This is a genomic window from Alicyclobacillus vulcanalis, assembly GCF_900156755.1.
In the GTDB taxonomy this organism is placed as follows: Bacteria; Bacillota; Bacilli; order Alicyclobacillales; family Alicyclobacillaceae; genus Alicyclobacillus; species Alicyclobacillus vulcanalis.
The window spans coordinates 241,302-266,250 of the sequence record NZ_FTOO01000001.1 but is presented as its reverse complement, the minus strand read 5'-3'; the positions used below and the strand labels follow the sequence as shown (position 1 = coordinate 266,250).

Sequence of the window (24,949 nt, the reverse complement as noted above, 5' to 3'; positions counted from 1 at the left end):
GTCGCCTCCTGGTTCATTCAATCTCGTTTGCCGCCATCCAGGCCTCGCGGATCGCGCGCGCCGCATTGATGTCGCGGCTGTCTTTGGCGCCGCCGACGATGTGCACCCGCACGCGGTCCGGGAGCTTCGCCGTCCAGCCGACGTCCTGGGACTCCTGCCCCGTGCAGAGCACCACCTGATCCGCGGGGACCAGTTCCTCCCGCCCGTCGCGCTCGATTCGCACGCCCTCTGGCGTGATTTCGCGCATGACGACGTTCGGCACAACATGCACGCCGAGCCGCTGCATCTCCTGGCGCACCACCCACTTCGTGCTCCGGCCAATGCCCCGCCCGATGCGATCGCTGCGGGCGAGCATGGTGATGCTCCGCTCGATGGGTTCGGGGACCGGCAGTCCCTGTTCGCGGAAGTACGCCTCCGCTTCCGGCGCCATCCGCCGCCTCGTGCCGAGAAAGACGGCGACGTCACAGCCGATGCCGCCCGCGCCGAGGATGACGATGCGCTTCTTCGGCTGCACGCGGCCCATGAGCAGGTCCTGGTACGACACCACGTGCGGCAGGTCCTCCCCAGGAAGCCCCGGGGCGCGCGGCTTGACGCCCGCCGCGACGATCACGTCGTCAAACTCGGCGAGCTGATCCAAGCTCGGCTCTGTCTGCATTGTAACAGCCACGCCCAGGCGTTCAAGCATGACCTCATAATAGCGAATCGTCTCCAAAAACTCGTCCTTGCCCGGAATGCGCGAGGCGAGGCGGAATTGCCCGCCGAGCTCCTTGTCCCGCTCAAACAGGGTGACCTCGTGGCCTCGCTCGGCCGCCGCCCGTGCCGCCTCGAGCCCGGCCGGGCCTCCCCCGACGACCGCCACGCGGCGCTTGACCGAGGCCTTGCGGCGCGGCACGAGCGCCTCGTAACCCGCCCGCGGATTCACGAGGCAGCTCACGACGCGGTACGGCTTGACGAGCGTGTGATCGAGGCAGGACTGGTTGCACGCGATGCAGACGTTCAGGCCGTCGCGATCGCCCTCGAGAATCTTTTTGGCGAACTCGGCGTCCGCGAGCCACGGGCGGGCCGGAGCGATGAAATCGAGGAACCCGTCCGCCACGAGCTCATTGGCCACCTCCGGCACGTTGAGGCGGTTGGCGGCGAGGACCGGGATGGTGACGTGCTGGCGCACGAACGCGGCCACCGCGGCAAACCCGCCGCGCGGGACGACCTGCTGCACGGTGGGCACGGCCGACTCGTGCCAGCCGATGCCGACGTTGAGCGCATCCACGCCCGCCTTCTCGAGGGCCTGTGCGAACTGGATGGTCTCCTCGGGCGTGGTGCTGCCCGGCATGCAGTCGAGCCCGGACATGCGGAAGATGATGGGATACGCAGGGCCCACCGCCTGGCGGACGGCCTCCACCACCTCGATGGGCAGGCGCATGCGCCGAGCAAAGTCGCCGCCGTACTCGTCCGTGCGGTGATTCGTCAAGGGCGACAAAAACTGATTGAGCAGGTAGCCCTCCGAACCCATGATTTCGATGGCGTCAAAGCCAATCTCTTTCGCGGTCCGCGCCGCGTTCGCGTAGCCCTCGATGGTGCGCCGAATATCCTCGAGCGTCATCTCGCGCGGCGTCTCGCGCGTGAGGCGCGACGGGAGCGGGCTTGGCGCCACCGCCTGTTGGCCAATCTCCTCCGAAAACGCATACCTGCCAGCGTGATAGAGCTGGAGCGCAATGCGCCCGCCGACCTCGTGCACGGCCTTCGGCAGCTCCGCGAGCCGAGCCACATGGCGCGGATTCGTCAAGACGAACATGTGGCCGCCGCCCTCCGGCAGCATGCACGCGCCGCCCGTGATGATGAGCGCCGCGCCTCCCAGCGCGCGCTCGCGGTAAAACTCGCAGAGGCGCGCCATCTGCTCGTCGTCGTCGTGTTCGAGGCCCATGTGCATCGAGCCCATGAGAATGCGGTGCGGCAACTCCAGCGAACCAATCTTCCCCGGCTGGGCCAGCGCCGCATAGCGGCGCTTCATCCATTTCTCTGTCATGCTGTCACCTCGTCCTGGCCACGCGCCCCCGCGCGCGGCACTCATGTTTTCGCACCTGGTCTTATAAGCTGATATTAACACCTGGTGTTGAATACGTCGACCGAGCGGTGATAGAATGGTTATCACCAGGTACGAATTTTGTGCGGAAAGGGGCGGCGCCCGTGAGCGCTCCTTTGTTCTTGGAACAGTTTGAATCCACCCTGACTCGGACCCCGGACGAGCTCGCCGTGATCGACCTCAGCGGCGAGGAGCCGGTCACGCTCACCTATGGCGATCTCGACCGGATGGCGACGCGCATCGCCGCCCGCCTCCTCGCGCTCGGCGTGGAGCCCGGCGAGGCCGTGGCGTATCAGCTGCCGAGCGGCTGGCCGTTTGTCGCGCTGACGCTCGCCATCTGGAAGGCCGGCGCCACGCCGTGTCCCATCTTGCCGCAGCTGCGCGAGCGCGAGGTGGCCTTCATCCTCAACTCGTCCGAGAGCCGCGTCTACATCGCGCCAGACGTGTTTCGCCGCTTCGACTACCGGCCGTTTGTGAAAAGCGTCCTGCAGGAGACGCCGCGCGTGAAACACGCCATCGTGCTCCCGCTTGCGTCCGGCGATCCGCACTCGTCCGATCTCGGCGGACTGCTTGCGCCCGAGGCGGACGCGGAGGCCGTGCGCGCCGAGCTCGCGGCGAGAAAGCCTGGCCCCGACAGCCATTCGCAGCTGTTGTACACGTCCGGCACGACCGGCGAACCCAAGGGCGTCCTGCACACGCACCGGACACTCTCCGAGGCGCTCTTCATTCACACGCGCACGCTCGGGCTCACGTCCAAGGACCGGATCTGGGTGCCCTCCCCGACCGCTCACCAGACAGGATTTCTCTATGGAATGCTCGTTTCCTTCTATATCGGGGCACCCGGCATCTATCACGCCACCTGGGATGTCGAGAAGGCGCGGCTCGCCATCGAGGTCTACGGCGCGACGTTCGTCCAGGCGGCCATGCCGTTCCTCTCGGATATCACCCGGGCGGATCGCCCCCCCAAGGGGCTGCGGCTCTTCATCGCGACCGGCGCCGCCATCCCCCGGCAACTCGCCCAGGAAGCGCGCGAGAAACTGGGCTGCGCCGTCGTCGGCGCGTGGGGATCGACCGAATCGTGCCTTGTGACCGCCGGTCGGCCGTCCGATCCGCCCGAGAAGCTGTGGGGCACGGACGGGCGCGTGCTTGACGGCATGCAGATCCGCGTGGTGGACGAGGCGGGCCGCGAGCTGCCGCCCGGCACCGAGGGCAACTTCCAAGTGAAGACGCCCGCCATGTTCGTCACCTACCTCCACCACCCCGAGTGGTACGACGCCGCCATGACGGAGGATGGCTTTTTCGATACGGGCGATCTCGCCGTGATCGACGAAGACGGATACCTGCGGATCACGGGGCGCAAGAAGGACGTCGTGAACCGCGGCGGCGAGAAGATTCCCGTGGTGGAGATTGAGGACCTTTTGTACCAGCATCCAGACATCGCCGATGCGGCCGTGGTCGCGATGCCCGACGAACGGCTCGGCGAGCGCGCCTGCGCCTACGTCGTGCTCAAACCGGGCGCGAGGCACCTCGACCTGTCGGACATCACCGATTTCCTCGGCGAACGCGGCATGGCCAAGATCTATTGGCCCGAGCGGCTGGAGATCATCGACGAGATGCCGCGCACGGCGAGCGGCAAGATTCAAAAGTACGTGCTGCGCCAGGACATTGCGCGCAAGCTCGATCGCGAGCGCGCCGAGCAGACGGGCTGACAAGGGCGGTGACGGTAGAGATGCGTACCCTCGAGGCATGGCAGAAAGACGTCGACGCGTACATCGCGGGCCCTGCGCGGGCCTGGTCGGCGCACATTGAGGCGACGGGATCGGTCCCTGAAGCGCTGTGGCAGGAGCTCCGCGACGCCGGGTATCTCCGGCTTGCGGCCCCGCGCGATCTCGGCGGACATGGCCTCTCCTTCACGGACTACCTCGACCTGTTGCGCCGATTCGCCCACACGCACGGATCGATCCGCGTCATCGTGCACGTGGCCAACAGCCTGTGGCGCTCCATCGCGCAGAAGGCGACGCCCGAACAAGTGGAGCGATTCGTGAAGCCGTTTATCGCGGGCGACATCCGCGTCACGTTCACGCTCACGGAGCCCAACTCGGGATCCGGCGCCGACATCAAGACGACCGCGCGGCGCGAAGGCGACGAGTACGTCCTGAACGGCGAAAAGTGGATGATCATCTTCAGCGACGTGGCGGACTACTTCCTGCTGTTCTGCCGGCTCGAGGGGACCTCTGGCGGCGACGGCACGCTCGCCCTGCTCGTCCCGCGCAACGCACCGGGCCTTTCGGTGGAGCTGATGGCGCCGGCCATGGGCATCGCGGGCACCCAGCACGGACACCTGCGCCTTCGCGAATGCCGCGTTCCCGTCGCCAACCGCCTCGGCGAGGAGGGAGACGGCCTCGAGGTGGCGTTCCGCGGTTTCCTCGATCCCTCCCGCACCGCCATCGGCATGACCTGCGTCGGCGCTGCGGAGCGGGCACTCGAACTCGCCGCCCAGCACGCACTGCAGCGCGTCACCTTCGGCCAGCCGCTCGCCAAGCGCCAGGTCATTCAGATGTGGCTCGCGGAGATGGCGACAGACATCGAGGCCGCGCGCCAGCTCGTGCTGCACGCGGCGCGGCGATTCGACGGCGGCCATCCCATCACCGTGGAGGCCGCGATGGCCAAGATGTTTGCGACCGAGATGCTGCAGCGCGTCACCGACCAGGCGCTGCAGATCCACGGTGGACCGGGCTACTTTAAGTCGAGCGAGATGGAGCGCATCTACCGCGACGCCCGGATGCAGCGATTCGAAGAGGGGACGTCGGAGATTCAGAAGATGGTCATTGCGCGCGACGTGATCGAACGGGCCAAAGCGGCTCGCGAAGGGAGCGACGAGAGATGATGGTGATTCGCCATGGAAAGCTGGATTTGCGGCGGGAGATGGAACAAGCGGGCCTGGGAGATTGGGTGCGCTTTCTCTACCCGGCCGGTGTCGGCGTGACCGTGCTGGCGGCCAAGGAAGCAGGCCTGGCGGAGCGCATCGAGCGCCTGGCCAGTGTCACGGAGGTTCGCGAGGTCTCCCGGCCCTACGCCCTCGCCAGCCGGGAGTACAAGCCGCAGGACACCGTCATCGACGTGCGCGGCCACAAGCTGGGTGCGGGCGGCGTGACCATCATGGCGGGACCATGCTCGGTCGAGTCGCTCGAGAACATCGTCGACGTCGCCAAGGCCGTCAAGCGCCTCGGCGGCCACGTGCTTCGCGGCGGCGCCTTCAAGCCGCGCTCCAGCCCCTACTCATTCCAGGGCCACGGCGAAGAGGGCCTGAAAATGATGGCCGCGGCGCGCGAGGTGACCGGCCTGCCCATCATCTCGGAGGTCATGGAGCCGGGTCTCGTCGATCTCGTCGCCGAGTACGTCGACATCCTGCAAATCGGCGCGCGCAACATGCAAAACTACCCGCTCTTGCGCGAAGCCGGCCGATCCGGCAAGCCCGTCCTGCTGAAGCGCGGTCTCTCGGCGACGATCGAAGAATGGCTCATGGCGGCTGAGTACATCCTCGCACAGGGCAACCCGAACGTGATCCTGTGCGAGCGCGGCATTCGCACGTATGAGACGGCGACCCGAAACACGCTGGACCTGAACGCCGTTCCGGTGGTCAAGTCGCTCTCTCACCTGCCCATCATCGTCGATCCGTCCCACGGCGTGGGCAAGCGCGCGTTCGTGAGGCCCATGGCCCGAGCCGGCGTGGCCGCTGGCGCGGATGGCGTGATCGTCGAGATCCATCCGGTGCCGGACAAGGCCATGTCCGATGCGGCGCAGACCATCGACTACGAGGAGTTCGGCCGCATGGTGCAAGAGGTGAACCGCGTCGCGTCGGCGCTCATGGCATCGCCCGAAGGCGCGAGCGCGCGGGAGATGGTCGAGGTGTGACGGGGCGCGATGGCGCCCCTTTTTTGCTGTCTGCTCCGCGGTGACGACATCCTCACCGTCGGACGCGAGCCGCTCGCTCTTGACCCTCCGCATCGCGGTTCGGTGGAGATCGACGTCCGTCCCGGGTACGACGCCTCCACGCTCGCGGAGCTCATTCAGCTCGTAATGCGCATTTGCTAACGTTCGCCTGGACTTCGGAGTACCGCATGTATCTCGCCTGCGGTGCCACGGATATGCACAAGTCTATCGACGGACGTGCGTGGGTCGTTCAGGCGTGGTTTGAGCTCGATCCTTTTTCGCCGTGTCTCTTTGTGTTCTGCAATCGGCAACGGGACAAGCTCAAAGCAGTGGTCGCATAACGGGTTTTGGCTGTACGGTCGATCGGCGCTTAGAGCAGGGGCGCTTCGCTTGGCCGGAGACAGGCGATAAGAAGCCGGTGCTCATCGCGCGGCGAACATTGAACTGGCTGGGGAGAGAAATCCTGCTAGCCTTGAGGATCAATGAACCGCCAGGATTCTGAAGGACCTTATGATTGCGTGTTTGTATTGATTTGCACAACTTGCATCGATTGCCTCGCGCGCTCGGCCCAGCGTACGGCCGGTCCCATTGAGAAGCCCGCCACCAAGAACACTACGCCGAGTCTGATCCAACCGATCGGTCCTCCATAGACGACCAAGCTGGTAAGCACAAGCGGTCCGATTAGTTCAGCTACGGTTAACCCACTACCGAAGATGCTTTGGTATTCGCCCTGTTTACCATCCGGCGCCAGACCGAAACTGATCGTCCATGTCCCAGAGAACTGTACCATCTCTCCTAGGACCTGCAATATTGCGGCAAGCACCAGCAAGGCTGTTGCCCACAACGACGGCATGCCTGCGGAGGAGGCGAACGCCAAGCAGGAAAACAGTAGGATGACACCAGCCAGGCGGACGAACCGGGTTGCACTGGCCATATCGATCACTCCACGAGAAATGCGGACTTGGAACAACGCGGCAGTTACGGTGTTCAGCAAAAACAGGAATGCGACGATCCAATGTGGCGCGGCGGTCCAGCGAGCAATCCACAGGGGCAACGCCACATCAATGAGTGGTATGTGTAACATCAGGAAAGCGTTGATTACCGAAATAAGCATGTACGGTCTGTCCCGGAGCACCGTAAATCGCCGTTGATTCGAACGGCTACTCTCAATGCGTGCCACCGCAGGCAGTCGTCCAAGCATCATCCATGCGTAAACGAGGAAGCTGACCGCGTCCAAGGCTAGGACGATGAGATACGAGTTTCGACTGCCTATGAGTAAAGCCACACCACCAATCGCAGCACCGGTCGACAGGCCAATATTAAACGTAGACTGAATAAAGCCCTTCGTCTCGCTGATCTTTGACTTATCCACGACTGCGGCAATAAATGCTTGCTGGGCTGCTGACATACCGCGCTGGCAGATGGTATAAACACATGCCGCGATGATGAACAGCGGGAGCGAGCCGACCAACATATAAGATCCGATAGCAAGACTGGCACCAATGGCTAGTAGCACTCCCATGCGCCGCGGTCCGTAGTGATCAATGAGGTGCCCCACTGGCACGCCCGCAAGTAGGGCGATCACCCACGCGAGAGTGAGGCCACTGCCAAGTTCCGCTGGTGAGAAGCCGACAATCTGCGTAAAGTACATTGCCACACAGACGTAGTAAGCACCGTCGCCAACGGAACTGATCATTTGCGTGATGGCGAAGATACGTGTCAGACCAGGAGGAGGGATAAGATGTTTGGTCATCGAAGATCTCCTTTGGACATGATAAATATTTATTGAATTATGAAATCAATAAAAATCCATGTCAACTAGATTGGTTTTATGTGTCAAGCGTTAGTGAAATGTGACCTGAACGGGCGTCATTTGCGTTTTTTGCATATGTCACCGTGACCGCGTTCTGACGCCAGCCGTACCCTTGCACGGCGGCCGCCATCTGCCAAAGCAGCCCGGCCTGCGTCTTGCGAGGACGGGTGCGATGACGCTTGCGCGGACGGTGCTTGTGGACAGACAGGAGCGAAGCCAGCAGTCCGAAGGACGCGGCGGACGGTGGAGACGCTGACGACGATGCGTTCGCCTCCGGCCAAGAGCTCGATGAAGTGGCTATCGTGCGAGCGTTGATACGTGCCCGAAGCATAGAGCGTCACGATGGGATGCTTGAGCGTATCCGGAAGGGCGTGTGGCGGATGAAGTCCGCGATTTCGATGAATCACGCACTTTTCCCCTTCCTCGCGAACGCGTTCCTTGATGCGTAGGACTTGCCGATTGGATGGTTGTCGGACTTCGGCGGCTTAAATCAACGCAAGTCGGCCTTCCAGGAGTCCTTGAATGACCGTGAGACGTCGTTCGTCATGAGGCGCATGGTGAGATACACCTTGCTCATCCATGACATGTTCACTGACGAATCTCACGGTGACCACATCACAGACGCTCAATACCCTGGGACCGTCCGCGCTTCATAAAAACCAACACTGTACTCTTGCCAAATCGGTTCACAGCAATCATTTCCACAAAAAGTTTCTGGCTGCGCTGTCGAAAGACTAGCTCAAATACCGGCCTTGCGAGCGATTTCGGACGGCCTGCGTGGTTTCAATGCCATAGCGCACTTTTTCGTATTCGCGCGTGAGTCCCACTCCATCGTCCTGGAGACCTTCCTTGGCAACGCGAGCAAGAAAATCACGCGGTGTTTCCGTCTTTTCAATCGTAAGGCCTCTCTGATGCAATTTCATTAGCCACTTTTGATACGATAGCCGAACTGGATGATCGGTTAAGACGAAGCGTAACCCGTGATTGATTTTTTCAAATTGCCATATTACACCACCTGTTCGCTGCTCGCTAGAAAACTGAACCGCTACATGGGCCTGGCGAATGACAAACAGTAATACTGCAGTCAAAAGCAAGAAAATTGGGACCATCCACAAAAAAATCAAAAAAACATTGTGATCAGAGGCCTGACTATTCAACAAGTGAAACCATCGATGGTTTTCTGAAGTTCGCATCACTCGGATGAACAGAGAATACAAACTTGAACCAAAAACATGACTTATGAGAGGATATAAGACTAGCACAAAAATTAAACCTGCTACGATTGCGGCAAAAACAGCGCAAAGAATGATACCCAAAGGACCAAGCAGTGACAACAAGGCGACAATGACCATCCAATAATCATTTTTGTAATCGTTCTCGAACGGCAGCCTGTGAATTCTCCTCATAAAAATTAATTGGAACATCATGACGCATACACTCAAAATGTATGTCCAGAACTTAGATTCCTCGATATACCATTGGCCAGCCCACATCAAGAATAAACTAATTATTAACAAAATTGATTGCGAAAGAAACACTCTCCTTGCTGCAAGGGCAACATCACCTATTTTTAAATAACCAATAAGGGTGGCTAGTATCCAAATACCTGCCACGACATCACCGATAAAGTATAAAAACTCTCGCATCCATAGAGAAATGAAAAACTCAATACCCAAGTAAATAAATAAGAATACAGATATTAAGCGGTAGCATTGAATAAAGCCAATCGTAAAAGATAAAATGACAGGCATGGACAAAGACAATATGTGTAAGGTGTTACTTGAGTAACCGTTAAGAATCATGCTCGCTATGCAACCTGAAAACCCGTTCGCAATGATTGCAGGTATTTTGAAATGGTTAGGCATATCGACCCATTTCAGATGGTCATACTTCATGTGATTGTTGACGCTCATGGATTCTGCACCTCTTTTTGATCTATGATTTCTATCCTTAATCCTTTACGCGTTAATTGCTCGATCAAACTCTTTTGCTTATCCGATTCCCATTCAGAAAATAGAAAAATATGCTTTGTTTGTACGTCTACAAGTCTCAGTAATGTTTCAAACAGAGCTTCAAGAGAACATGTTACAAAAGGTTGAGCATGTGCAAGTATGGATCTTATGTCTCCTGTTTGCCTCAGTTTTACGGGATAGTGCGGATGCTTTCTTCCCAAGACGGCCGAATTCGTCGAAAACCACACATCGAAACGCAGGCTTTGGAGGAAATTTGTTAATGCTACAATTTCCTTTACGAAGCTTTCAAATGAACGTTTATCTGTTCTCAACCAGTAGGGCTCACAAACTTGAGCATTTAAGATAATTAAGGCTTGTCTCTCAATAGTTGAAAAAAACTCTCTGACTGCTAAATGTCCAAGATGAGCCGTTGCACGCCAATCAATATATTTCACGGGATCTCCATATGCATATGGACGTATACCTCGAAACCAAGTTTCATCCGGTACTAGCAACCTGTTGCTTCTATAGTCTCCGTGAAGCATAGAAGCATACTTATACTTCTGAAAAGTGATTCGCTCGGGGCGAACTGCCAGATGTACCGAGCTAACAACCGAAGTTAAAGGCCTCGTCATCAGGCCAAATCCTTCGTGGCCCATAATCGATACATCCGAAATGGTGCAAGGTCCGCGTTGAAACCCGTATACGTGGAATATCGCTTTGGCCTGAGATTTGAACCATATTGAAGTCTTCAGAAACATTTCTGAACATGGTTCTGTGGCATTCGCTGATAATTGTTCTGGAAGGCGAATATGGACTAACACGAAAGGGAGTGGAGCCAACCCTCGATTCCGTATGACGAATTGCACCGTGAGTTGTTCTCCGATATCGCACTCAACTCTCGAACAACTGAGAACACACTCTACGTGTCCTTGCACTGCGGAATACCATAACAACGGCCAAAGCCATACTAGAATCAGAACGATAAGCAGCAATGAAATCATAAACATTTTTATCTCCCAACTCGCAATGATCTGTGGTTCGCAGTTCTGTCCGTCTCGCCCCTAAGCAGCGCCTTTCGGGCCATCGTTGACAAAAGAGATTGCGGCAACGCTATTTGCATGTCGCGACAAAGGGAGCAACGGCGGCGAATACGTCGCCATCGACAGCGCGGCCATCCACGCGTTTGAGCGTACACTCGCTCCCGAGAGCCAAATCGACGCGCCATGTTCCAAGACACATGATCTGCTGTCGCTCATTGGCCCATGCGCGAGAAGCATCCACGACGTGTGATCTATCTTCTGTTATTCTTCCGTTTCATTCTCGCAGTCGCAAAACGGAGCATTCTTCAGAATCCCGTCAATGGCAATTTCAGCGCGTTTCACATAGTTGGGTCCGCAGTCGTAAGGAATCCCAGTCTCGCCACGTCGATCACACCTTCCGTCCGCATTTCCTTTACGCGCTCAAAGATATGTGTTATACTAAGGATAATCGGATTAGGGATTCCGTCCCTTTCTTCCTCGAACCCTTGCATCATTCCACTGTTCACACCTTGACACGACTCACTCCCTATCCAACACCGTTTTAGCCTTATCCACCTGGCATCGATGTCGCCGTTGGGCACCGCACCTGAACTCAGATTTTCTCGAAGGAGGCGACAATGGAGACTTTTCTGCTCATCCTGTCTTTGATCCTGCTAGCTGGCGTTTGGTCTGCCCATCTCGGCAACCGTCTGGGCTTCCCGGTCCTCATCGGGTTCGTGGCAATCGGCATTGCACTCGGTCCCGGGGGACTCAACCTCGGTCCCCGCGTCCCACTCTCCGTCGCGCAGTCCATCGGCTATTTGGCGCTCATCCTCATCCTGTTCGAGGGCGGACTTCACACGTCGTTTGAACGCATCCGCAGCGTGTGGGTTCCCGCGTTGTCGCTTGCAACCGTGGGCGTGCTGGTGAGCGCAGCCATCATGGCCGAAGCAGCCCACGTCCTGCTCCACCTGCCGCTTTACGCAGCAGCCCTGCTCGGCGTTGCCATGAGTTCGACCGACGCGGCCTCCGTTTTCTCCATTTTAGGCCGTCAGCCGTTGCGCCGGCGCCTCGTCGACGTGCTAGAAGTTGAATCCGGTACGAATGACCCCATGGCGTTCTTCCTGACTATCCTGCTCATTCAGTGGTCGGAACACGGGATCGGGCAACCCTGGCACGCCGCAGGGTACGCCGTTCTCACGTTTGCGCTCCAGATGGCCATGGGACTTCTTGCCGGCGCCGTTGTGGGATACATCGGGTCGCTCGCCAACCAGCGCATCAAGCTCGATACGGGCGGCTTGTACCCGACGCTTTCGCTCGCCTTTGCGCTGCTCAGTTACAGCGTGGCGGTCCTCGCGCACGGCAGTGGGTTCCTCGCGGTCTACACCGCTGCGGTGGTCATGGGCAACCGCCGGTTGGAACACCGCCACAGCATCCTTCGCTTTCACGAGGGCCTGTCGTGGACCATGCACATCGTGATGTTCGTCGTCTTAGGCCTGCAACTGTCGCTCGGGCACCTGTGGGGCATCCTCGTGCCGGGCCTCCTTCTCGCGGCGGCTGCGCTATTCATCGCCCGGCCGGCGGCCGTCTGGATCTCCACCCTCGGCATGCGCTTTTCGATCGCGGAAAAAGCCCTGATCTCCTGGGCGGGGCTGCGCGGCGCCGTGCCGATTGTGCTTGTGCTCACCGCCATGCTCTCGCCGGCTTACACCCCGGCGCCCATGTTTGACGCCGTGTTTTTCGTCGTGATCGCGTCCACGCTGATCCAGGGGCTGACCGTTCGGCCGCTCGCCGCGAAACTGGATTTGCTGGAGCGAGCCCCGTCTGGCGAGTTGCTGGAACTCGTCCGCATCGCGCGCGAAAACGCGGTGGTCACGCCGGTGGAGGTGTCTGCCTCGTCCGATCTCGTCGGGCGCAAGATGGTCGAAATCGAGTTTCCGGAAAACACGCTGTGCTACGCCATTGTGCGGGGCGATCAGGTCATCGTGCCGCGGGGCGCGACGGAACTTCAGGCGGGCGATCACCTGCTAATTCTGTCCGACAGGCGTCATATGGGGCGGCTGCGCAGACTGTTTGGCGCCGAGCTGATGGGGCGGGCGGAGATGCTGCCCTGATGTGGGCGGCAAGTGTGCCGCGGGCACGAGGGCGTTGACAGGACTGTCGAAGGGCGCATCACGCGGTGTTGTAGCGAGAATGGCTGCGGACTCAAAGCTACCCTCGTAGCTGACGGAGTCCGTATTCATACGCCGCGGAGGCGTCGATGATCGAGAAGTCAAGTCCGTCTTCGTGCTGCTACCGGATTTTCCTTTCAACCATGAACCAGGACAGAAACCTAAGAAAAGGAGCTAGACATCCGACCAAAATGAAGACGAAGTGATAGCTCCTTGTGATGAACAGATATAAACATATCAAGTCCGAAATGATGATGATCCATAGAGAACCAGAGGAGTTCAGTGGCAATTTTCCTCCCATTCTCTTCGTCGACATTTCTCCGTAGCAACGAACATGAACCGCATCAACGATTTGTGGGTAAGCCAGGAGGGTAACCAGATCTCCCCGTGAGGAGATCTTGTCACCACAATAAGAGCAAATGACCTCATGGTTTGAATGCTCTTTCATCTTCAGATTGACCCTCCTATTACCGTGAGGATCCCCCATGGCAAGTATTTGGCGGTACGCGCAGGCGCGCGAATGAGGCGCATTCGTCCTCCCCACTCACGCGCCCGAGGAGCCAAGCACGGCGCGAGGAAGGTCTTCGGTCAACTTGCGCCTCCAGCCGTTTTCCATCACCTGGCGAATCACAGCGTGCGACTGGCCTGTGTGCGAGACGTGTTGATCGTCCCACCCTCCGTGTCGGAGCGTCACGCGCGTCATTCCGCCATCCGACGGTTGCAACGTGAACTCCACGAGCCAGTGGGCGTCCCAGTGAAAGCTCAGGCGAGTCGGGGGCAGAACCGCGGACACGCGGCACGGCGAATCGCCGTAGGGCCCCGCGTGCAAAACAAACGGCTCGCCCTCCTTGGGCTGGAGCGTGCTCGGCATCAACCATGCGCCGAGCCCCTCCCCCGTCGACACATACGGCCAGATGGTCTCCGCAGGCGCCTCGATGTCGACGTGCAACACGATGTCCGGAAGCTTGGACATGATCCCCATTCACCTCTTGAACGATAGCGCGCCGTCGTCGACGCAGATGGCATGCCCATTGATGAAGCGCGCATCGTCCGAAGCGAGAAAGACAACGACTCGCGCGATGTCATCCGGCTCGGCCATCCGCCTGCGCATGTGCGCGCGCTGAATGGTGTCCCAGACGCGATCGTCCTCGCGCCAATGGTCGACGAGGCCTGTATTCACCATGGCGGGGGCCACGGCCACGACGCGGATGTTGTAGCGGGCGAGATCGAGCGCCGCTGCCTTGGTCATCGCCACCACCGCCGCCTTGCTCGCGTGGTACGGGAGCTGGTTTCTGTCGGCGATGAAGGCGTAGATGGACGCGGTGTTGATAATCACGCCGCCCGTCCCTGCCTGCCGCATGTGGCGCGCGGCGGCGCGCATGCCGTAAAAGACGCCGTGTTGGTTGATGGAGACGACGCGAAAATACTCATCGGGCGCGTCGTCGAGGAAGTTTCGGGCGCCATCGCCGAACACGCCCGCGTTGTTGAACATGATGTCGAGGCGGGAAAATTGCGCGACGGCGGTCTCCACCAGCGCGTTCACGCTCGACTCGTCCGTGACGTCGACATAGAGGCCGACCGCCTCGCCGCCCGCCGCTGCGATCTCGTCGGCGACGCGCTTGGCCCCTGCCTCGTCGCGATCGGCCACCACGACGCGGACGCCTCGCTCCGCGAACCTGCGCGCGGTGGCACTGCCGATCCCGCCTGCGCCGCCTGTCACAATGGCCACGCGGCCCTCCATATCCCTCATGCCAGCGCCTCCTCCTGATACGCCGCGAGCGCGTCGCGCCAGCGGTCTGGAATGCGAGCCGGACGCCCGTTGTCGTCGACGTGAACGTACACCGTCTCGGCGCGGAAAATGGGCTCGCCCTCGCGCGTCATCACGAATTCGAGCGTCACGCTGGTATTGCCGAGGCGCTTGGGCCGCACCCAGATGGCGAGCTTGTCCCGCCAGCGCGCCGGCTTGAGGAAGGTCTGCGTCGACGTGGCGATGACGGTCGTGGGCACATCGTCGTACAATTGGAGCTCGTCGCGAAAAAACGCCTGATAGGCGAGATCGAGATACATCAGATAATTGGCGTTGAACACGATGCGCTGGGCGTCCACCTCGGACCAGCGCACCTCGAGATCGTAGTGATAGCGAAACCCTTCCATGTCAGCCACCTCAATGTTGGATCCTGCGTGCGCCGGGCTGTTTCCTTTCGTCTGTCACGGCAGCACCAGCGTGACGCCGCCGTCCACGCGCACGGTTTGACCGCGGATCATCTCGGCTTCGGGCGAGCAGAGGAATAGGGCGAGATTCGCCACGTCGTCCGGGGTGACCATGCGGTGATACGGCATCTTCTCTTCAAGCTTGCGCAGGGTCTCGTCCATGTCTGGAAAGTGCCCGAGCGCGTCCGTCAGGACGGCGCCGGCGGAGATGCAGTTGACGTTGATCCGGCGCGGACCGAGCTCCACGGCAAAATAGCGAACCATGGCTTCCAGCGCCGCTTTGCTCGTGCCGACCGACAGATAGTAGGGGAACACGCGATCCGCCCCGAACGACGAGATGGCGAGCATCGCGCCGCCCTCGGGCATGAGCTTTGCCGCCTGCTGTGCGCCGACGAGAAATGCGCGGGCGTTCACATCGACGGTCCAATCCCATCCTTTGGTATCCACCTCGAGCGCCGAGCGGTTGCGCCCGGACGCGGCGTTGTGAATGAAGACGTCCACGCGGCCGAACGCCTCTCGCACCTCATCGAAGAGGCCGACGATTTTCTCCTCCTGAGCCATGTTGGCCCGCACGGCGATGGCCCGCCTGCCCATTTGCTCGATCTCGGCCACGACTTCGCGGGCGAGATCGCCATTGCGGAAGTAGTTCACCACGACGTGCGCGCCCTCTTCTGCGAAGCGCAGGGCGAGGCGGCGGCCGATGCCGCGGGAGCTGCCGGTCACAACGACGACTTTATCCTCATAGCGCCGGGGCGCTCGATGGGTTTCCGCCAACTTGCCATCCTCCATTCGACGTCCGAAAACTTCTCGCTCCCATGATAGCAGACGTTTGACGCGTTGTCCCAGCGAATCGCATCGCCGGAAGGTTGCGGACGTGGTATCATAGAGGTGAACTAGCACCAAGTCATAAATTTGTGCGGGCGGATCGGATTCATACCGAGTCTGACAGCGAGAGGAGAACCTTCATGGCGGACAAGACGCGCATCGTCGTCACCGGAATGGGCGCCGTGACGCCATTCGGGGTCGGGGTTTCGACGTTTTGGGAGAACATCGTCGCCGGCAAATCGGCCGTGCGCGAGACGGAGGACGAGCTGCTTCGGACGTGGGCGCCGGTCGTCGCGGCGGCCCGCGACTTCGATCCAGCGGCGTATCTCGACAAGAAACAGGTGCAAAACAGCGACCGCTTCACCCAGATGGGGCTGGTCGCGGCGGCGGAGGCCCTTCGGGACGCGGGATTTGGCGACGGAAGCGCGTTTGGTCCGTATGAGCGGGATCGCATCGGCATTTCCATCGGGTGCGCGTTTGGGGGCGTGCAGACGCTGGAGGAAGGGGCCAACCGGCTGGCGTCGGGACGGTCGACGCGCGTCGGCCCGAGGCTCGTCCCGAAGTCCATCCCGAATGCGGCTGCGGCTGGCATTGCGATGCGCTATGGCATCCACGGGCCGGTCGTGACCTACTCGACGGCCTGTGCGTCGTCGGCAAACGCCATTGGCGAGGCGAGTTACTGGTTGAGGCTCGGCGAGATCGACATGGCCATCGTCGGCGGTGCGGAGTGCCTGTTCAGCCCGGCCATCCTGGCGGGCCTGCGGGCGGCGGGCGCGCTCGCGACGGAGGGGCCGGAGGACAAAAGCGCGTGGTCCCGGCCGTTTGACAAGCACAGGACGGGCATGGTGATGGGCGAAGGCGCGGCCGTGCTGGTGCTGGAGACGCTGGAAGGCGCCTTGGCGCGGGGCGCAAGGATTTACGGCGAACTGGTGGGCTATGGCACGTCGAACGACGCCTACCACGAGACGTCGCCCGATCCGTCCGGACACGGCGCGAAGCTGGCGATGGTGCGGGCGCTTCGGAGCGCGGGGCTCGCGGCGGACGAGATCGACTACGTGAACGCGCACGCCACCGCGACGCCAGCGGGCGACGTGGCGGAGTCGACGGCGCTGCGCGACCTGTTTGGGGCGCATATCGACGACATTCCGGTGAGTTCCATCAAGGGCGCGGTCGGACACATGCTGGGGACCGCGGGAGCGATTGAGTCCATCGCGTGCGTGAAGGCGCTCGAGACGGGCTGGCTGCCGCCCACCTTGCACTGCGACGACAAGGAAGACATCGCGCCGCGGGACGTGGTGGCCAACGAGAGCCGCCGCGCGGACATCCGCACGGCGCTCAGCTCGTCGTTTGGCTTCGGGGGCCAAAACGGCGTGCTCATCTGGAAAAAAGCCGAGCTCTAATGCGCGTAAAACAAGCCGGGCCGCTTCAGTGGCCCGGCTTGTTTCGTGATTGAGGCTCCGCGCTCTGCGCCAGGCGCGTCAAGGCTTCTGCGGCGCGTACGACCACGTGACCCCGCCGTCTCGCGTCAGCAGGAGGCCGCGATCGGTCAGCAGGGCGCCGAAGGCGTCGCCCGAGAGCGCCAGGCTGACCACCGATCCCGGGAGCAGCGCCTGGGAAGCGGCCGCCACGTGCCGCGCGCGCCACGTCGCGCCGCCATTCGTGGTGACGAACAGGGTCATTCCCTGCGCCGGGTCCATGTTGGCCGACGATGCGCACACCACCATCCCGCGCGATCCGGCCCACGCCATGGCGAGCGCCCCGTAGCCTTCGGGCAGGGAGACGGTGCGAAGCGGTTTGCCATTCCCCTCGGATTCCGTCAACACGGGCTGGAACACGGGCGGCTGGTCCTTGCCCCCCACCTTGCTGCCCGGCCGAACCACTCGATTGTCGGCCCACCAAACCGTGGTGCCGTCGAACGCGAACGCGGAGGCGATGTCTTGGCTCCGCATCGATCCCGCCACCGCCCAATGCACCCCGTCGCGGGAGGTCAGCACGAGATCGCTTGATCCCGTCGTGATCGCCATTTGGTAGCCGCTTGGGGTCATGGCCAAGGCCACGTTGGTCGGCGCAAAGGGCGAGAGATTGGCCGCGAGGCCGTTGGGTAGCGCGGCTGCAGCGAGCTCCGTCCAGTGGCGTCCGCCGTCCCGGCTCACCCACAGGTGCGCTTGCCCCGTCCCAGCCGTCGGCGCCGAGAGGGTCATGACCGCGAGGCTCCCAGCGGGTCCGGCGGCCACCGCGATAGGCATCGCCTGAGGCATGCTTGCGATGGCGCGCCACGACGCGCCACCGTCCGTGCTCTCGGCCACCGTTCCCTGAAACAGATCCCCGTCGATGCCGATGAGCGCGGGCGATCCCGGCGAGCCAAGCGCCGGATCGACGATGATTTGTTCATCGGGCGGGAAGAGCGGGCTCACGCGCCGCCAGTCGCGGAGGGAAGCCACGCTTTCGTACAGGCCCGTCGGCTCCGACGAAGATGGCGCGGCATACCAATCTCCAGACGGGCCGCGGGCGAGCGAGACAGCGTACCAGTACGGGACGGTGACGAGCGTGGCCGCGCGACCGGTCCTTAGGTCAAACGACGTCACGCCGCCGGGGAACGGCGCGGCCCCGGGACACAGACCGATGTACGCGGCGCTTCCGTCGATCACGGGCACCGACTGGGCGATGCGGCCCTGATACGCGGATGGCGCGGCCTCGCGCCAGGAGGCCCAGCGGTTCGTCGTCCAGAGGACGCGCGTCTGCCAGCTGTTCAGGTCCTTCACCACCCAGATCCCGCTGCCGTCTCCGTCCATGGCGATGTTGGCCTCCCACGGCACCACGCTCGGGCCGGTGACGACCGTGTGGAAGGTGTGCGCGCCGTCCTCGCTTACCGCGAGCCACACGGGCGAAGGGTGTTGGCCCGGGGCAAGCGCCTTCGGCGAGACCTCGCTCAGCCAGACGTCTGTGGGCGACACGAACGCGGCATCGAGGACCGCGCCCTGGACGGGAACCTTCACCCACGTCGCGCCGCCGTCGGAAGAGCGCAAAAGCTGACCCGCGATGGCCGCGTAGCCCACCGAGCCCCACAGCGCGACGACCGGCGTCTCCGCCATGGACGCCTCCTCGGGAGGGACCGTCGTCTGCCACACGCTCCGCCAGGATGCACCGCCGTTTCGCGTCTGCCAGATGCGATACGTGGCTGCTCCCTCGAGCTCATTGGGGCGCGGCGCCCCGTGCTCCACCGTCACGGCGAGCCCATTCAAGCGATTGGCAAAGGAAAGCGCCACCACCTGTCCCGGCAGCTGCCCCGCGATGTGCCAGGCACCGGCTTGGCCTTCCACGATCGCGCTCTGCGACTGCCCGTCGAGCGCGGCAAACCCGAGTGTGCCGACGAAGGTCGGCGCAACGGTCTGCGTGACGCGCGCGGGCGCGAAGGTGGGCGTGCCGGAAATCGCGAATTCGCCGTGGCTCGCGAGTTCCTGGGCCTCACCGTTTGGCCCCGCGACGGACGGCGACGCGTTCGCCGAAAGCGCCGGCGCCTGTGCTGGGGCCTGCGCGGCCCTCGCCTGGGCGCGCTCTGCCGAGCCCGCCGCAGAGTGATTGCTGAAGGGCGCGGGTTCGCGAGCGATGGGCGTCGGACTGCCACACCCCGCGGCCCACAAGCCGCAGCACGAAGTCACGATTCCAATAATCATCCAGCGGCGCATTCCGCTCGCCTCCTCGAGATTTGCATCGCACATACCGACTAGGAGACGAAGGATGAAAAGGAACTGTGACAAAGGGCCCGGCGAGCTGCCGGGCCCCACACCATTCGACGATGTTCTCACACGGCGCCGAGAAGCGCCTCAGGTCTGTCCCACCCAATCGGGCCGCGCGGTGCGCCGCCACGCGTCGCGGATGGCCTCGAACTCCTCTTGAGGAAGTGGACCTGCGTCCACGCAGCGCGCGTTCTCCTGCCACCGGCCCGGGTTTTGCGTGCCCACGATGGCGGTGGTCACGCCCGGCACCGAAAGCGTGAACCGCAGCGCCACCCCCACCGCCTCGCTCAGCGGACGAGCCGTGAAGTCGAGCTTGAGCTCGCGCAGCCTGCGCCAGTACTCGACATAGTAGTCCACGTCGGGCTTTTCCTCGTATCGCCAAGCGACATTCGCCACCGGCCGCTTGGCAATGACCCCCATCCCGCGCGACGCCGCCAGCGGAATCACCTCGTCGATGGCGCTCTGATCCGCGACGTTCACGGACGTCTGCAGCGTGTCGAACACGCCGAGCTCCACCGCGTATTTCGCCGCCTCGTTATCGCCGCTGTAGCCTAGGAAGCGGATTTTCCCAGCCTCCTTCGCCTTTTGCAGCTCCGCAATGACGCTCCCTTCCCTCAGCACCTCCACCGAGCAGCTGTGGAGTTGCATGAGGTCCACGTAATCCGTGCGCAGGCGCTTCAGGCTCCGGTCGATGCTCGCGCGAATCGTCTCCGGCGCCCAATCGGGGGTCTCGAGTCCCGAGCGGTGACCGCACTTCGTGAACAAGAAGTACGCCGCGCGCCGGTGACTCACCGCTCGCCCGATGAGCTCCTCGCTGTCGCCATAACACTCGCCCGTGTCGATCACGTTCAAGCCGGCGTCGAGCGCGCTCATCAAAAGGCGCTCCACCGTCGCGACGTCTGCGCCGCGGATCTCCGAGCCGCCGAACCCGAGCGCACTGACGCGCATGCCGGTCCGCCCCATCTCTCGATATTCCATGGTCGTTCCCTCCTCACGCCTCCGCTGCGTCCGCTCGCCGAAGGCAGGTCATCAGCACATCCCCCAGCTCCCCCGGGTGCGTCAACCTGAGGGTGACGTCCGGGCGATCTCGGCCGATATACCGATCAATGTAGATGGTCAACATTCCGAGCCGGATGGCCGGCCGCATCTCATTGCGATAGTGATCCCCAATCGACACCGCGCGCTCCGGCTCCACGCCGTACTTCTGGAGCCACCTGCGGAAGTGTTCTTCCGTGCGGTACGGCTTCACCGCCCGGAAGACGAAGTCTTCGATCACGTCCTCCAGATTCAGCTTGCGCAGGATGGCGCGGCTGTCCGGTTCGGGGCTGTTGGTGGCCAGCACCACATGGCCCCCGCGCGCGCGGATGGCCTCCATGGCATCCCGCAGTCCGCCGAGGGGCTGCATGGGAAAGGGCCCTGCCATGTAGTCCCGCGTGCGCAAAAACGCCTCGTCGCGATCGCGCGGCCCAATTCCATGCCGGATGGCCACCACCTGCAAGAGCCCCCACGGATCATCCACGTGCAGATACGCCCGATCCGGCCTGTCCTCCTCCACGGCGTCCACGCGCTCGCCCGTCTCGCGCGAGAACGCGTGGCCGTAAAACGCGTGCCCCTCGTGCAGGAGCGCGCGATGCGCGTCCTCGAGAAATCCCTCGCGCTTTCCCTCCGGCAAGCAGGCCGCCAGTTCACGCGCATACGCCTCGAAATGGTCCGTCTCGGCGTACACCGTGCCGTCGAGATCGAAGATGAAAAGCTTCGCGCGCCCAACGCGCACGTAAGGGTCCTGATCCACCTATCTCCCTCCCGCAGAACAAAGTTGTCCCTTCTGGTATCTCTCTCCCATTTCGCGCTCGGTTACCCTTCGACGCGGAAATTCGCCACCATCCGCTGCAGCGACTCCGCCATCTGCGCGAGCGCCGCAGCCGAGGCCGTCATCTCCTCCATCGACGCCAGCTGCTCCTCCGTCGCGGCGGCCACCGTCTCCATGCCCGCGCTCGTCTGTGCGGACACCTGCGCAATTTCGTCCACGCCTTCGCGCAGCTGGGCCGACGCTTGGCCCAGGCGATCCACGAACTTCACCACGCCCTCAAGCTCCTCGTCGACGCGCAAGATGGCGGCCTGGATGCGCGCAAACGAAGCATCCACGGCCTGGAACGAGCCGCGGCCCGCCTCCACCTGCTCGCGCGAGGACGCCATGCGCTCCGCCGCATTTTCCATGTCCGCCTGGATGGACGCGACAAGCGCTGCAATCTGCCTGGACGAATCGGCCGATTGCTCCGCCAGCTTGCGAATCTCCGACGCCACCACCGAAAACCCGCGCCCGGCCTCACCCGCGCGCGCCGCCTCAATGGCCGCGTTCAGGGCCAACAGGTGCGTCTGCTTCGCAATGCGGGTCATGACCTCGACGATGGCGCCGACCTCCTGCGATCTCGACGCAAACCCCCGCACCGCCTGCGCGAGGTGCTCAAACGCGTCTTCGACGGAGCCCATTTGTGCGAGCGCCTGCGCCACGTGTTGACCGCCGTCCTGGGCCGCGTGGCGCGCCTCCGACGTGGCCTCCTTCGCGCCCCGAAACCGCGCCGACATGTCGTCCATGCCGCGCGCCAGAAGCTGAAACACGTCCGTCGAGCGCGCGATGCGCGCGTCCTGGCGCTGCACGCCCGTGGAGACGTCCTGGATGGTGAGCGCAATCTGCTCCGCCGCCTTGCCCGTTTCCTCTGCGCTCGCGGCGAATTCCTGACTGGCCGCGGCGAGATCCCCCGACGTGCTGACGAGCTCGCGAATGACGGCCTGCATGGCGGCGGCCGCGGCATTCAGCTCCTGGGCGAGCAGCCCCATCTCGTCCCGGCTTTTGACGCCGACCCGCACCGCGAGGTTGCCGGCCGCGATGTCCTTCACAGCAGCCACCAGTTGGCCGAGCGGCCGAATGACGAGCCATTGAATGGCCGCCATCAGCAGCGCGGCCGAGACAATGAGGCTCACACCGCTATTCACGTAGACGCCGTAGTGGCTGTTGGGCATGGCGCGGTGAATGGCGGCGTTGATGACATTCGAAATGGGGATGCTCACGGCGAGGCTGCAAAGGACGACGAGGACCAACTTCGCGCGCAGGCTCACACCGCCCGCCCGCTGGCTCCGCCGCCCTTCGGATCCCCCTCGGAGGAGATTCCGTTTGGCTCACCCTCTGATGCGATGTAGAGCTCTTCTGTCGTCTGCTCCAACGCGCCACACTCCCTCGATGCAATCGCCCATCCTCTCTGAAACTACGACACCCGGTTCGCCATCTCCTGCCTCAGGTTGCCCGCGGGCCAAGCCGCCTGTCATAATAGAACAAGTGGTCAGACAGCGCGTTCGACAGGAGGTGCGCCATGGGATTCGACTACTGCTTTGCGTGCGGGAAGGACAACCCGCACGGCCTCCACATGCACTTCGAGCGGGATGGGGACGGCGTCGTGTGCCACTTCCGGACGGAGGCTCACCACATCGGCTGGCCCAACGTGCAGCACGGTGGCATCACGTGCACCCTTTTGGACGAGGCCTCGGCGTACGTGCCGTTTCTCATGGGACTCGTGACCGTGACCGCGGAACTCAACATCTCGTTCAAGAAGCCCATTCACGTGGGGGAACAGCTTCGCGTGTGGGCCAAACCCACCAAGGTGTCTTCGAGACTTCTGCTCGTCGAAGCCGGCGTCGAGGGCGAGGACGGAGAGGTCAAGGCGACATCCACCGCGAAAATGATGGTCCTCAGCGCGGATAAACAGAAACAACTCGGCATGGAGGGGTTGGAGACCTAAGCATGACATCCCGAGAGAATCGCGGCCGCTTGCTCATCTCGTGTCCGGATCAGATTGGCATCGTCGGCGCCATCGGCCAGTTCCTCGCCTCGTGCGGGGCGAATATCGCGGAGTCGGCGCAACACTCCACGGCCCCGTGGGGCGGAGACTTCTTTATGCGCGTGGAGTTTGAGCTCGAGGATTTGGCCCGTCGCGAAGACGCGCTCTGTGACGACTTTGCAAAATTGGCAGAGGCGTATCAGATGCGCTGGCGATACCATCCCGCGCGGAAAAAGAAGCGGATGGCCATTTTCGTTTCGCGCGAGCTGCACTGTCTCCAGGAGCTGTTGTGGGAGTGGCAAGACGGCCTTTTGGACGCGGAACTGAAGATGGTCATCTCGAATCACGAGGACGCGAGGCCGCTCGTCGAAAGCCTTGGCATCCCCTACCATTACGTGCCCGTGACGCCGGAGAGCAAAGCTTCCGCCGAACAGAAGCAGCTCGAGCTGCTCGACGGGCAGGTGGACGTGATCGTCCTCGCGCGGTATATGCAGATCCTGAGCCCTTCGTTTCTCGAACATTATCCGCAGCGGATCATCAATATCCACCACTCGTTTTTGCCGGCCTTCATCGGGCGCAACCCGTATCAGCGGGCGTATCAGCGAGGCGTGAAGCTCATCGGGGCGACGGCCCACTACGTCACAGAGGAGCTGGACGAGGGACCCATTATTGAGCAGGACGTGATGCGGGTGGATCACCGGTTCACCGCGCTTGACCTGCGCATCGCCGGGCGCCAGGTGGAGCGGGCGGTGCTCTCCCGCGCGGTCAAGTGGCACCTGGAGGACAAGATCATTGTGCACGGCAACAAGACGATTGTGTTTGCTTGACGTGTGCGCGCGGGGGCTCGCTCCCACGGCCTGAGGCCCGGCGCCGCGGCGCGTCGCCCGAGCCCCTGACCGCCGCGCGGGCTTCGCGTCGGGACAGCATGGGCAGCTGTCGCTTCAGCCTTCGTCACCTCGGCATACGCTGAAGCGAAAGGAGGCGGTGTCCCATGCCACATCCGTTGTATCCCGTTGCGAAGCAATACGTCGGGCGGCCGGTCATCGTACACCACATCAATGGCCGCCGCTATCACGGTATCCTGCACAGCGTGCGCGATCACGGCATCTATCTCCTCAACGTGCGGCCCATTTCGCACGCGGCCAGCCAAGGCGAAGAGCGATTTTCCACGCTGAAGGACGCGGAGAGCGGCGAGATCGAGACGGTGTACGCCCCCGTGGGCTATTTTGCGTTTGGCGCGCTGACGGGCCTCACGCTCGGCACGGCGCTCGGCGCGACGGTGGCCCGCCCGTACCCGTACTATGGGTACGGCTATGGCTACGGATACGGATATCCCGGCTACTGGTGGTGAACCGATGGGCTCGCCGGAGGG

21 protein-coding genes are annotated in these 24,949 nt (G+C 62.2%); 9 read left to right on the top strand and 12 right to left on the bottom strand.

The genetic code is table 11. From position 1 onward, the window contains the following. Positions 1-13: 13 nt before the first annotated feature. Positions 14-2,023, bottom strand: a complete 2,010-nt coding sequence (locus BW934_RS01270) for an FAD-dependent oxidoreductase (RefSeq protein WP_076344256.1) — start codon at positions 2,021-2,023, stop codon at positions 14-16. A gap of 161 nt (positions 2,024-2,184) precedes the next feature. Here BW934_RS01270 and BW934_RS01265 point away from each other — a divergent pair, with 161 nt between their 5' ends. The 4 genes from BW934_RS01265 to tnpB all read left to right on the top strand — a co-directional run bounded on the left by BW934_RS01265 (position 2,185) and on the right by tnpB (position 6,354). Further along, positions 2,185-3,789, top strand: coding sequence for an AMP-binding protein (locus tag BW934_RS01265; protein ID WP_076344254.1), 1,605 nt, complete (start codon positions 2,185-2,187; stop codon positions 3,787-3,789). 20 nt (positions 3,790-3,809) lie between these two features. After that, complete coding sequence (locus BW934_RS01260) at positions 3,810-4,967, top strand: acyl-CoA dehydrogenase family protein (RefSeq protein ID WP_076344252.1); 1,158 nt, start codon at positions 3,810-3,812, stop codon at positions 4,965-4,967. Beyond that, positions 4,964-5,995, top strand: a complete 1,032-nt coding sequence (gene aroF / locus BW934_RS01255) for a 3-deoxy-7-phosphoheptulonate synthase (RefSeq protein ID WP_076344250.1) — start codon at positions 4,964-4,966, stop codon at positions 5,993-5,995. Before BW934_RS01260 ends, aroF begins: the two co-directional genes overlap by 4 nt. A 206-nt stretch (positions 5,996-6,201) precedes the next feature. Then, positions 6,202-6,354, top strand: coding sequence for an IS66 family insertion sequence element accessory protein TnpB (gene tnpB / locus BW934_RS15420; protein WP_076344248.1), 153 nt, complete (start codon positions 6,202-6,204; stop codon positions 6,352-6,354). A 167-nt stretch (positions 6,355-6,521) separates the two neighbouring features. On the opposite strand, the gene BW934_RS01245 is transcribed toward tnpB, so the two are convergent. From BW934_RS01245 to BW934_RS14945, 3 genes are all read right to left on the bottom strand, one after another. Then, positions 6,522-7,766, bottom strand: a complete 1,245-nt coding sequence (locus tag BW934_RS01245; protein WP_076344246.1) for an MFS transporter — start codon at positions 7,764-7,766, stop codon at positions 6,522-6,524. Positions 7,767-8,560: 794 nt separating this feature from the next. Further along, positions 8,561-9,739, bottom strand: a complete 1,179-nt coding sequence (locus BW934_RS01235; protein ID WP_076344244.1) for a DUF4129 domain-containing protein — start codon at positions 9,737-9,739, stop codon at positions 8,561-8,563. After that, positions 9,736-10,323: a DUF58 domain-containing protein gene (locus BW934_RS14945; protein ID WP_268757221.1), complete on the bottom strand. Its 588-nt coding sequence runs from the start codon at positions 10,321-10,323 to the stop codon at positions 9,736-9,738. The genes BW934_RS01235 and BW934_RS14945 overlap by 4 nt, the downstream gene beginning before the upstream one ends. Before the next feature lie 1,115 nt (positions 10,324-11,438). On the opposite strand from BW934_RS14945, the gene BW934_RS01225 reads away from it, so the two are divergent. After that, on the top strand, positions 11,439-12,914 hold the full coding sequence (locus tag BW934_RS01225; protein WP_076344240.1) for a potassium/proton antiporter: 1,476 nt from the start codon (positions 11,439-11,441) through the stop codon (positions 12,912-12,914). Between the two features lie 601 nt (positions 12,915-13,515). On the opposite strand, the gene BW934_RS01220 is transcribed toward BW934_RS01225, so the two are convergent. From BW934_RS01220 to fabL, 4 genes are read right to left on the bottom strand one after another with little or no spacing between them, the layout of a single operon-like run. Continuing rightward, positions 13,516-13,944 (bottom strand): SRPBCC family protein, encoded by a 429-nt coding sequence (locus BW934_RS01220; RefSeq protein WP_084182436.1) that lies wholly within the window; start codon positions 13,942-13,944, stop codon positions 13,516-13,518. A gap of 9 nt (positions 13,945-13,953) precedes the next feature. Continuing rightward, a complete protein-coding gene (locus BW934_RS01215; protein WP_076344236.1) occupies positions 13,954-14,721 on the bottom strand; it encodes an SDR family NAD(P)-dependent oxidoreductase in 768 nt (255 codons plus the stop codon). Then, positions 14,718-15,125 carry an acyl-CoA thioesterase gene (locus tag BW934_RS01210; RefSeq protein ID WP_076344234.1) on the bottom strand — a complete coding sequence of 136 codons (408 nt, stop codon included), beginning with the start codon at positions 15,123-15,125 and terminating at the stop codon, positions 14,718-14,720. The genes BW934_RS01215 and BW934_RS01210 overlap by 4 nt, the downstream gene beginning before the upstream one ends. Before the next feature lie 54 nt (positions 15,126-15,179). Beyond that, positions 15,180-15,956: an enoyl-[acyl-carrier-protein] reductase FabL gene (fabL, locus tag BW934_RS01205; protein WP_084182401.1), complete on the bottom strand. Its 777-nt coding sequence runs from the start codon at positions 15,954-15,956 to the stop codon at positions 15,180-15,182. Between the two features lie 191 nt (positions 15,957-16,147). Here fabL and BW934_RS01200 point away from each other — a divergent pair, with 191 nt between their 5' ends. Continuing rightward, complete coding sequence (locus BW934_RS01200) at positions 16,148-17,407, top strand: beta-ketoacyl-[acyl-carrier-protein] synthase family protein (RefSeq protein WP_076344230.1); 1,260 nt, start codon at positions 16,148-16,150, stop codon at positions 17,405-17,407. A 78-nt stretch (positions 17,408-17,485) separates the two neighbouring features. On the opposite strand, the gene BW934_RS01195 is transcribed toward BW934_RS01200, so the two are convergent. The 4 genes from BW934_RS01195 to BW934_RS01180 form a co-directional block, all read right to left on the bottom strand. Continuing rightward, positions 17,486-19,693: a beta propeller repeat protein gene (locus BW934_RS01195; protein WP_076344228.1), complete on the bottom strand. Its 2,208-nt coding sequence runs from the start codon at positions 19,691-19,693 to the stop codon at positions 17,486-17,488. Between the two features lie 138 nt (positions 19,694-19,831). Further along, positions 19,832-20,722: an aldo/keto reductase gene (locus BW934_RS01190; RefSeq protein WP_076344226.1), complete on the bottom strand. Its 891-nt coding sequence runs from the start codon at positions 20,720-20,722 to the stop codon at positions 19,832-19,834. Between the two features lie 13 nt (positions 20,723-20,735). Continuing rightward, positions 20,736-21,536: an HAD family hydrolase gene (locus BW934_RS01185; RefSeq protein WP_076344224.1), complete on the bottom strand. Its 801-nt coding sequence runs from the start codon at positions 21,534-21,536 to the stop codon at positions 20,736-20,738. A gap of 62 nt (positions 21,537-21,598) precedes the next feature. Then, positions 21,599-22,861, bottom strand: a complete 1,263-nt coding sequence (locus BW934_RS01180; protein ID WP_076344222.1) for a methyl-accepting chemotaxis protein — start codon at positions 22,859-22,861, stop codon at positions 21,599-21,601. A 251-nt stretch (positions 22,862-23,112) separates the two neighbouring features. On the opposite strand from BW934_RS01180, the gene BW934_RS01175 reads away from it, so the two are divergent. The 3 genes from BW934_RS01175 to BW934_RS01165 all read left to right on the top strand — a co-directional run bounded on the left by BW934_RS01175 (position 23,113) and on the right by BW934_RS01165 (position 24,928). Continuing rightward, positions 23,113-23,538 (top strand): PaaI family thioesterase, encoded by a 426-nt coding sequence (locus tag BW934_RS01175; RefSeq protein WP_076344220.1) that lies wholly within the window; start codon positions 23,113-23,115, stop codon positions 23,536-23,538. Between the two features lie 2 nt (positions 23,539-23,540). Continuing rightward, positions 23,541-24,404 carry a formyltetrahydrofolate deformylase gene (gene purU, locus BW934_RS01170; protein WP_076344218.1) on the top strand — a complete coding sequence of 288 codons (864 nt, stop codon included), beginning with the start codon at positions 23,541-23,543 and terminating at the stop codon, positions 24,402-24,404. A gap of 164 nt (positions 24,405-24,568) precedes the next feature. After that, positions 24,569-24,928, top strand: coding sequence for a hypothetical protein (locus tag BW934_RS01165; RefSeq protein ID WP_076344216.1), 360 nt, complete (start codon positions 24,569-24,571; stop codon positions 24,926-24,928). Positions 24,929-24,949: the final 21 nt, after the last annotated feature.

Excerpts from the sequence above, each read along its gene's own strand:
- BW934_RS01190 (WP_076344226.1), bottom strand. The coding sequence starts at position 20,722 with ATGGAATATCGAGAGATGGGGCGGACCGGCATGCGCGTCAGTGCGCTC.
- BW934_RS01165 (WP_076344216.1), top strand. The coding sequence starts at position 24,569 with ATGCCACATCCGTTGTATCCCGTTGCGAAGCAATACGTCGGGCGGCCG.
- BW934_RS01200 (WP_076344230.1), top strand. The coding sequence starts at position 16,148 with ATGGCGGACAAGACGCGCATCGTCGTCACCGGAATGGGCGCCGTGACG.
- purU (WP_076344218.1), top strand. The coding sequence starts at position 23,541 with ATGACATCCCGAGAGAATCGCGGCCGCTTGCTCATCTCGTGTCCGGAT.
- BW934_RS01270 (WP_076344256.1), bottom strand. The coding sequence starts at position 2,023 with ATGACAGAGAAATGGATGAAGCGCCGCTATGCGGCGCTGGCCCAGCCG.
- aroF (WP_076344250.1), top strand. The coding sequence starts at position 4,964 with ATGATGGTGATTCGCCATGGAAAGCTGGATTTGCGGCGGGAGATGGAA.
- tnpB (WP_076344248.1), top strand. The coding sequence starts at position 6,202 with ATGTATCTCGCCTGCGGTGCCACGGATATGCACAAGTCTATCGACGGA.
- BW934_RS01225 (WP_076344240.1), top strand. The coding sequence starts at position 11,439 with ATGGAGACTTTTCTGCTCATCCTGTCTTTGATCCTGCTAGCTGGCGTT.
- BW934_RS01195 (WP_076344228.1), bottom strand. The coding sequence starts at position 19,693 with ATGCGCCGCTGGATGATTATTGGAATCGTGACTTCGTGCTGCGGCTTG.
- BW934_RS01260 (WP_076344252.1), top strand. The coding sequence starts at position 3,810 with ATGCGTACCCTCGAGGCATGGCAGAAAGACGTCGACGCGTACATCGCG.
- BW934_RS01220 (WP_084182436.1), bottom strand. The coding sequence starts at position 13,944 with ATGTCCAAGCTTCCGGACATCGTGTTGCACGTCGACATCGAGGCGCCT.
- BW934_RS01235 (WP_076344244.1), bottom strand. The coding sequence starts at position 9,739 with ATGAGCGTCAACAATCACATGAAGTATGACCATCTGAAATGGGTCGAT.
- BW934_RS01175 (WP_076344220.1), top strand. The coding sequence starts at position 23,113 with ATGGGATTCGACTACTGCTTTGCGTGCGGGAAGGACAACCCGCACGGC.
- BW934_RS01245 (WP_076344246.1), bottom strand. The coding sequence starts at position 7,766 with ATGACCAAACATCTTATCCCTCCTCCTGGTCTGACACGTATCTTCGCC.
- BW934_RS01215 (WP_076344236.1), bottom strand. The coding sequence starts at position 14,721 with ATGAGGGATATGGAGGGCCGCGTGGCCATTGTGACAGGCGGCGCAGGC.
- BW934_RS14945 (WP_268757221.1), bottom strand. The coding sequence starts at position 10,323 with ATGCTTCACGGAGACTATAGAAGCAACAGGTTGCTAGTACCGGATGAA.
- BW934_RS01210 (WP_076344234.1), bottom strand. The coding sequence starts at position 15,125 with ATGGAAGGGTTTCGCTATCACTACGATCTCGAGGTGCGCTGGTCCGAG.